Genomic DNA, 6,876 nt, shown 5'->3' with positions numbered 1-6,876 from the left:
CAAAGGCTTCCCAATCACTTTTCTCAAATGAAAAATAGAGCATAAAACTTTCATGAGATGGATCTGCCAGGACCTCTTGAATCAGTTGTTTTAATTTTTCTTGCAATTGATCTAGTGGCATAAAACCAAGATCTAGCTCATCTAACCCTTCTAGTGACGTATTTTTTGGTACGTTCACAATTTTAGGCACTGCAACAGGTGTAAGCGTTGCTTTTGCTGGCGCTTTAGGAGGAGCAACCTTCACTTGTTTGGCTTGTTGAGGAACTGTTGGCTGTTTAGGTTGTTTTGGCTTCTTGGATTTTTTACCTTTCTGCTGAGGTGGAACTGACTGCTTGACCTCGCCCTTGACAACCGGTGCTTTTTTCGAAGCTGCAGGTGGAGCGCTCTTAACCGGAGAAGGCTGCTTTTTCACAGCTGGTGGCATCTGCAATTTTGGCACATCAGAAATCTTAGGCACTCCAACAGGTGTAGGTGTTGCTTTTGCTGGCACCTTAGGAGGTGCCGGATTTGCTTGTTTGGCTTGCTGAGGAGCCGTTGGCTGCTTAGGTTGTTTCTTTTTCGCACCTTTCTGCTGAGCTGGCGCTGACTGCTTGACCTCGCCCTTAACAACCGGTGCTTTTTTCGAAGCTGCAGGTGGAGTAGCCTTTACTTGCTTTGCCTGCGGAGGAGCAACAGGTTGCTTAGGTTCTTTTACTTTCGTACTTCGCTGCTGAATAGGTTTTGATTGCTTAGCTTCACTTGCAACAATTGGTACTTTTTTGGAAGCTGCTGCAGGAGCAGTTTTCGCCTGATGAGCCTTTTTTTGTGGACTGGATGTATCCGAAACTTTCGGTAATGGAATAGATATTTTTGACATTCAGAAAACCCCTCAAATGAATTACATTTAATTTTAACTAATTTTATCATAATTTATAAAAAACACAAAATAATAGGCAAAAAACAAATCCAATGAATTATTTAAAAACATATGCAAAAAGATCTTTTCTTCCTTGAAGGCTCTGATAGAATGCTAAAAGGAGATGAAGAATGAGCAATGATGTCCGCTAATAAGTAAAAATAAGTACTTCCAAATAGCCAAAAAGGAGATGTCCTATGAGCCTATTACCAAACTCTCTCGTTGCAAGGGGATTCGAAGCTGAACAAGCATTCCGCGAAAATACCATTCAAGAGTTGAGAATGCTGGCAACATATATCAATCACCATAGTGACAATTGTGATTTTGATGTACTCAAAGAAGCGCTCTTAAAAAGAACCAGAAAAGACCAAGATTATTTTGATTGGCTTCAGCCAGATCTTAGGTCATTCCCCCTCGGACATAATCCCGCCAAAGATGAAGTACCCTACTCCATTAAAACACTCCATATGAGAGATATCATAAAACGCACACGTGATTTACTTGATGATAACCTGGGCATCCTTTTCTATGGCATGGCGCCAAGTGGATATCAAATTGATAGGGAAAATACAACCCTTCTTGGAGAAGAATCAACCATTTGGGGCAATTCCAAAGGCACAACGCTCAAAACTGCCTTCATCGAAATCGCTCTAACAATGCGTGATCTGGCCCTACAGGCATCTACGAAAGACCAAGTTTTTTCTAGAATTGATGACCTTGAATGCTTAAATCTTCATACATCACATCTCGTACACCAAGTACCTATCCCAAAAGGCATTTATCACCAAGACTCAAGCTTTACGTCTCAAATACAATCTGGTTTTGCACTCACCTATACACACAGTGGTTACGCTTATGGAGGACACCGAGGTGAATCTGCCTATCCAAACGGAAAAGTAGGCGGACCTGAAGATTGCTCCTCCTTTATCTCTAAACTAACTGGCTCAAGTCTATATACCACAACACTGGACCAGCAATATCTCTACCAGGGCACCTTTGAAAGATCCTTTAGTCCAGCAATCGAGTGGTGCCAATCACCCGCCGGCATGAGCCTTGGCAAGGTTTTAAAGCCCTTACGGATTCGAGACCCTCAACGCGACATCAAACCCGGGCAAATCTATACAATACGAACAACAGCACAAGCAACGCACACAGGCCTTGTTTTAGGGTTTGAATCCAATGGTAAAAACAGCAAAGTGCGCATTCTGAGTTACAATCGGGCCGAGCCAAAGACTGAAGGATTTGGACATAATCTAGCGGCTTATGAAACAACACCAGCGCGCAAAGTTATGTTTTTTGATGTCAACCAGGAATAGAAAGAAAGATTTCGCAAAAACAAACAGCACCGCCATAACTATTCTGTAGATACATATCCGTCATTCAGAGCCAACCCCTCAAGAGGTGGCGTGGAATCTCATCAACACAGAATCAAGCACAATCTTTATTGATAAATTGCAGAGACTCCACGGACTCGTTCATCTCCGCTTCGCTACGATAAAAGAGCCCTCTGAGTGACACAAACATTCACTTACAATCCAATCAAACCAAGAATACAATTTACAAGAAAGGTACACCACCATGTCACGTGAAGATCGCATGCAGAGTCTACTCTCTGCCTTAAAGCCAAGCCTTTGTGAGATTAAAAACGTTTCAGCAAGGCATCATGGCCATAGCGGAGATGACGGCACTGGCGAAACACACTACCAAATTCACATCAAATCCGATGCTTTTGAGGGCAAAAGGCCTGTCGAATGCCAAAGATTGGTGATGGCATTGCTCAAAGATGAGTTCAAAACAGGCCTTCATGCTCTTGAACTCCAGTGCGATGGAAAATCATAGAATATAATTGACAACCATACTCAAACTCCATTAACTTTCAGGGAACAACGTAACTCTTCAAACAATTCTGCCCAAAGGTATCGTATGATCAGACAAGACTATAACTTGAAGAACTGTTTCTATCAAATGATCAAAAAGAAGCAGCTCAGCTTCATGGGCGATATTTATTTTGTAACTATGGGAGATCAATCTCAAACCCCCTCAACTTGGAGCAAAATATTTGGTAATCAGTATAAAGAGATCTCTCTAGCTGAGCCTATGCAATACACAGAAACAATAGCAAAACAAACAAACGATAGGCTTCGGGAACTCCCTTCTGTTGACTTTATTAGAATAGATACAGCACAACATGGTCTCGGATTTCTCTCAAGCATAAAGGATATGATTGGCCCAAAGGGTACTCTAGGGATTGAAATTAATCTTAGCTTCTTTGAATCTGATCTCGACGATTTCAATCAGTACTCAGCTATTGATCACGTTTTAAAACCTCTCGGATTTATTTTATTTGATATGAACATTCAAAAAGAACCCCGAAAAACTCTCTCCTACAATTTAGATGATGTCTATAAGCAAGTACCTGGTCCTGTTCAATCTGCTACAGCTCTTTACTTTCGAGATCTGGGGGACACAGACTATGAAAAGAAATTTAACTTCATCCCAGATAAAAACCACCTCATAAAACTCGCTTGTCTTCTGGATATTTATGACTTTGGCGATTGCACAGCTGAACTCATCATAAATCATCAAAAGACATTGAAAGTAAACGATCTTGAAAAGACAGCACTACTTGATCACTTAACACCACCTCTCCATGGAAAGAAATTGAGTTACTCAATTTATATAAATAAGTTCGAAAAAGACCCGAAAAAATGGTTCCCCAAAACGACAACAACATCAAAAATAAAATCCTTTATTCGGGGGATCATAACATGCCAATGAAGCAAGTCGTTCAAGATACACATTACAAAAAAATCCTTACAAAAAATAATTTGTGTTTAGAGACAAATTTCACTTTGATCGACGTTGGTTGCAGCGGCGGCATCGAAAATTACTGGATCGATCATTTTGACGAAGACCTATCCGCAATCGGTTTTGATCCTCTAATCACCGAAATTAAAAGACTCAATTCAGAATCAAAAAATAAAAAAATTCAATATGTTGAGGCCTTTATTGGTGCTGAAAATCAAATTATCAAAGAACCAGACAATAACATTAATAATTGCTGGTGGGAAAGAACAAGTGCATTTAAGGCATGGGAATGCGCAAACTATAGCATCGAAAAAGAAGTATTTAATTCAGGAGAAGATATCTGTTACTCCCAAAAAAAATATTCAATCGATTCATTCTTTAAAACAAACGAGCTCGATACAATTGACTTCATGAAAATTGACACTGATGGAGAAGATCTGAATGTTCTTCGAGGATCCGAACTCACTTTAAAACAAAAAAATGTTCTCGGTATCCAAATAGAGTTTCAACCAAATGGAATTATCTCAAAGAATAGTAATATTCTTTCGAATATCAACCATTTTATGAATATGAATGGCTTTAAGCTATTTGATCTTGAAATGAATCGCTTTTCACGCTCGGCCCTTCCTGCTCCATTTGTCTATGAACTCATGGCACAAACCCAAAAAGGGGCATTAAGATTTGGTGATGCTCTCTATATAAGAGACCTTGCCGATCTTGATTATCAAAATCGTCATGAATTTAATATAAGCAGAGATAAAATGATTAAATTGATTTATATCTTTTTTATACATGGACTACCTGACTGTGCAATTGAGCTAATGATCAAACGAAAAGACATTTTAAAGCTAAGTAACGATGATCTATCAGCCATTATCTCCTCTCTGAAAAGTCTGTATTAAACAATCAGGCCTTCATGCTCTTGAACTCAAGTGTGATCGTTAATCACCCCGATCGGGATTATTTAGTTGACTTTACCGATCACTATGTTAAAATAACCCCGAAAGGGATGATTTTATGATTGAAGAAAAAATGAGAAAATTAGGAAGGCTTGTGAGAGAGACTCGCAAAGAGCAAGGCCTAACACAAGAGCAATTGGCGGCGACAACTGGTGTAGGCCTTCGTTTTATGCGCGAACTTGAACAAGGCAAAGAATCTTGCCATATCGGAAAAGTGATGATGGTTATGGCCATGCTAGGCCTCGACCTTCAAGTAGGTGGGCATAAATTATGAACCCGATGCTCGATGTCTATTTAAATAATCAACTTGTTGGAACACTCGAACAAAGAAAAGGAGGCTCACTTGCTTTTTCTTATGACTCTCAATTTCTGACAGGCGCAAAATCCGGTATTTCATTATCATTACCCTTACAGAGCGAGCCTTTTGAGGAAGGACCAGCTAAAACATTTTTCTCAGGACTCCTCCCCGAAGAAGGTGTCAGAGATCGTCTAGCCGCCTATTTGGGCCTCTCGAAACGAAATACATTCTCTTTATTAGAAGCTATTGGCGGAGATTGTGCAGGCGCCTTGGCTTTATATCCTCAGGATCAAAGACCTGAGAACTCAAAGCAAGAGGTTGAGACTCTTGACAACATCCGTTTAAAAGAAATTTTGGATCTTATCCGGCGACGCCCCATGTTAGGTGGTGAGGATGGTTATAGACTTTCTCTGGCAGGCGCACAAGATAAATTAGCAGTTGGCTTTGCAAATGGACAAGTTCTTTTAATAAAAGGAGGCGGACCAACAACTCATATTTTAAAGCCTATGATTGAGCACGTCAAAGATAGCGCTCATAATGAATTATTTTGTATGAAACTTGCAAAAATTGCTGGCATTGATGTTCCTGACGTTAGCTTGCATTACGTTGATGATACGCCCTATTATTTGGTTGAGAGATACGATCGCATCCTGCATTCAAACAGCACTGTAACACGTATTCATCAAGAAGATTTTTGCCAGGCCTCTGGGATTGCTCCTGAAATGAAATATGAACGCGAAGGGGGGCCAAGCATCGCTCACTGCCAACATCTAATTGTCAATTGCGCTGTAAGACCTGCTGCAGATCAAATTAAGTTTCTAAATATGATCATCTTCAATTATCTCATCGGAAATGCTGACGCCCATGGGAAAAACTTTTCACTCCTTTACAAAAATGAAAAACCAGAACTAGCCCCTGCCTATGATTTATTGAGCACAACAATTTATCCTGATTTATCACAAAAGCTGGCAATGAAGATTGGTGGTCAATATAAGCCTCAGGATATATATCTCAGACATTTCTATCGACTGGTTTCTGATACAAAAACAGCACAAGCGAATTTAAGAAAGCAAATAAATGCCATGACCCAAGAATTATACAATTCAGCATGTGAGCTCAAAGAGAGTTTGGCACATAAAGGCATATCATCCCCGATATTTAATGATATTATAGCGATCATTCAAGAAAGATCAGCCAAACTAAGTGATTAATCTGTTAAAATCACTTGACAATTTATTAATAATGTATTATAAATTATCTACTTTTATTTAATTTAAAGGATTTTTCTTATGACAATGATTCATTTAGGCACCACTTCAGCATTTAATCGCTTTACACTTACTTTCGACAGATTTATTGAGACTGCCTCTGATTTTATTGCAGCGCGCCTCAAAAAAGATTTTGAGAGCGATCCTTTTATCGTCAGCATTCCTTTGACTGAATATCGTCTTCTAGGCGCTTTCTACGTTGAAAAAGAAAAGCACGCGCGCCTGATGGATGCACATGGCATCCTACGCCGTGATGAACTTGATGTAAGCCTCATGATCTATATGGCTTCTTTCAAATTTAATTATGAAACTCTCTTCACTTTAGCGCCAAACGGTAGAGACTATTGTTTTTACAATAAAGAAACGCAAGAAATTGAATTATACAACCTAGAGTCAAAAGAACAAACCAGAAGTTACACCTTTCCTCTGACGGCAGTTGACTGTATTGATATTGGACAGGAAGGGAATCTCCACCTTGTCTCTCTCTTTAATCCAAACTACCTCGTCATCACAGTCAGCACGATTGATTCACATACAACAAGCAAGCACAAGGTTCAGTCTGTCAATCTCTGGTCTTTAAATTTAGAGACGGGTGAAAGACGCAAAATCACAACGCATCACGATGAGCAAAAAGCCCTAATCGCCGCT

The 6,876-nt window shown here is 39.7% G+C and carries 8 protein-coding genes; 7 read left to right on the top strand and 1 reads right to left on the bottom strand.

What is annotated here, in order from left to right; translation table 11 throughout:
• The coding region (locus KBF71_08575) for a hypothetical protein (protein ID MBP9878366.1) at positions 1 to 856 on the bottom strand (856 nt) is incomplete at its 3' end.
• A 236-nt stretch (positions 857 to 1,092) separates the two neighbouring features.
• Here KBF71_08575 and KBF71_08570 point away from each other — a divergent pair.
• The 7 genes from KBF71_08570 to KBF71_08540 form a co-directional block, all read left to right on the top strand.
• The gene (locus KBF71_08570; protein ID MBP9878365.1) at positions 1,093 to 2,211 is read left to right on the top strand and encodes a hypothetical protein; all 1,119 of its coding nucleotides are present in this window, start codon (positions 1,093 to 1,095) and stop codon (positions 2,209 to 2,211) included.
• Between the two features lie 280 nt (positions 2,212 to 2,491).
• A complete protein-coding gene (locus tag KBF71_08565; GenBank protein MBP9878364.1) occupies positions 2,492 to 2,734 on the top strand; it encodes a BolA family transcriptional regulator in 243 nt (80 codons plus the stop codon).
• Positions 2,735 to 2,818: 84 nt separating this feature from the next.
• Positions 2,819 to 3,673: a hypothetical protein gene (locus KBF71_08560; GenBank protein ID MBP9878363.1), complete on the top strand. Its 855-nt coding sequence runs from the start codon at positions 2,819 to 2,821 to the stop codon at positions 3,671 to 3,673.
• Positions 3,664 to 4,605 carry an FkbM family methyltransferase gene (locus KBF71_08555; protein MBP9878362.1) on the top strand — a complete coding sequence of 314 codons (942 nt, stop codon included), beginning with the start codon at positions 3,664 to 3,666 and terminating at the stop codon, positions 4,603 to 4,605. Before KBF71_08560 ends, KBF71_08555 begins: the two co-directional genes overlap by 10 nt.
• A gap of 115 nt (positions 4,606 to 4,720) precedes the next feature.
• Entirely contained in the window at positions 4,721 to 4,936 is a 216-nt protein-coding gene (locus tag KBF71_08550) for a helix-turn-helix transcriptional regulator (protein ID MBP9878361.1), read from the top strand.
• Positions 4,933 to 6,171 carry a type II toxin-antitoxin system HipA family toxin gene (locus KBF71_08545; protein MBP9878360.1) on the top strand — a complete coding sequence of 413 codons (1,239 nt, stop codon included), beginning with the start codon at positions 4,933 to 4,935 and terminating at the stop codon, positions 6,169 to 6,171. The genes KBF71_08550 and KBF71_08545 overlap by 4 nt, the downstream gene beginning before the upstream one ends.
• 78 nt (positions 6,172 to 6,249) lie before the next feature.
• Positions 6,250 to 6,876, top strand: a 627-nt coding sequence (locus tag KBF71_08540) for a hypothetical protein (protein ID MBP9878359.1), incomplete at its 3' end; no start/stop codon positions are given.

It is taken from the genome of Alphaproteobacteria bacterium, from assembly GCA_018063245.1.
Taxonomy (GTDB): Bacteria; Pseudomonadota; Alphaproteobacteria; order JAGPBS01; family JAGPBS01; genus JAGPBS01.
The sequence above is the reverse complement of the archived record's forward strand: the minus strand, read 5'-3'. Positions and strand labels throughout refer to the sequence as shown.

What these genes read in the sequence shown, in the direction of transcription:
- KBF71_08570 (MBP9878365.1), top strand. Translation starts at nt 1,093, where the DNA reads ATGAGCCTATTACCAAACTCTCTCGTTGCAAGGGGATTCGAAGCTGAA.
- KBF71_08565 (MBP9878364.1), top strand. Translation starts at nt 2,492, where the DNA reads ATGCAGAGTCTACTCTCTGCCTTAAAGCCAAGCCTTTGTGAGATTAAA.
- KBF71_08560 (MBP9878363.1), top strand. Translation starts at nt 2,819, where the DNA reads ATGATCAGACAAGACTATAACTTGAAGAACTGTTTCTATCAAATGATC.
- KBF71_08555 (MBP9878362.1), top strand. Translation starts at nt 3,664, where the DNA reads ATGCCAATGAAGCAAGTCGTTCAAGATACACATTACAAAAAAATCCTT.
- KBF71_08550 (MBP9878361.1), top strand. Translation starts at nt 4,721, where the DNA reads ATGATTGAAGAAAAAATGAGAAAATTAGGAAGGCTTGTGAGAGAGACT.
- KBF71_08545 (MBP9878360.1), top strand. Translation starts at nt 4,933, where the DNA reads ATGAACCCGATGCTCGATGTCTATTTAAATAATCAACTTGTTGGAACA.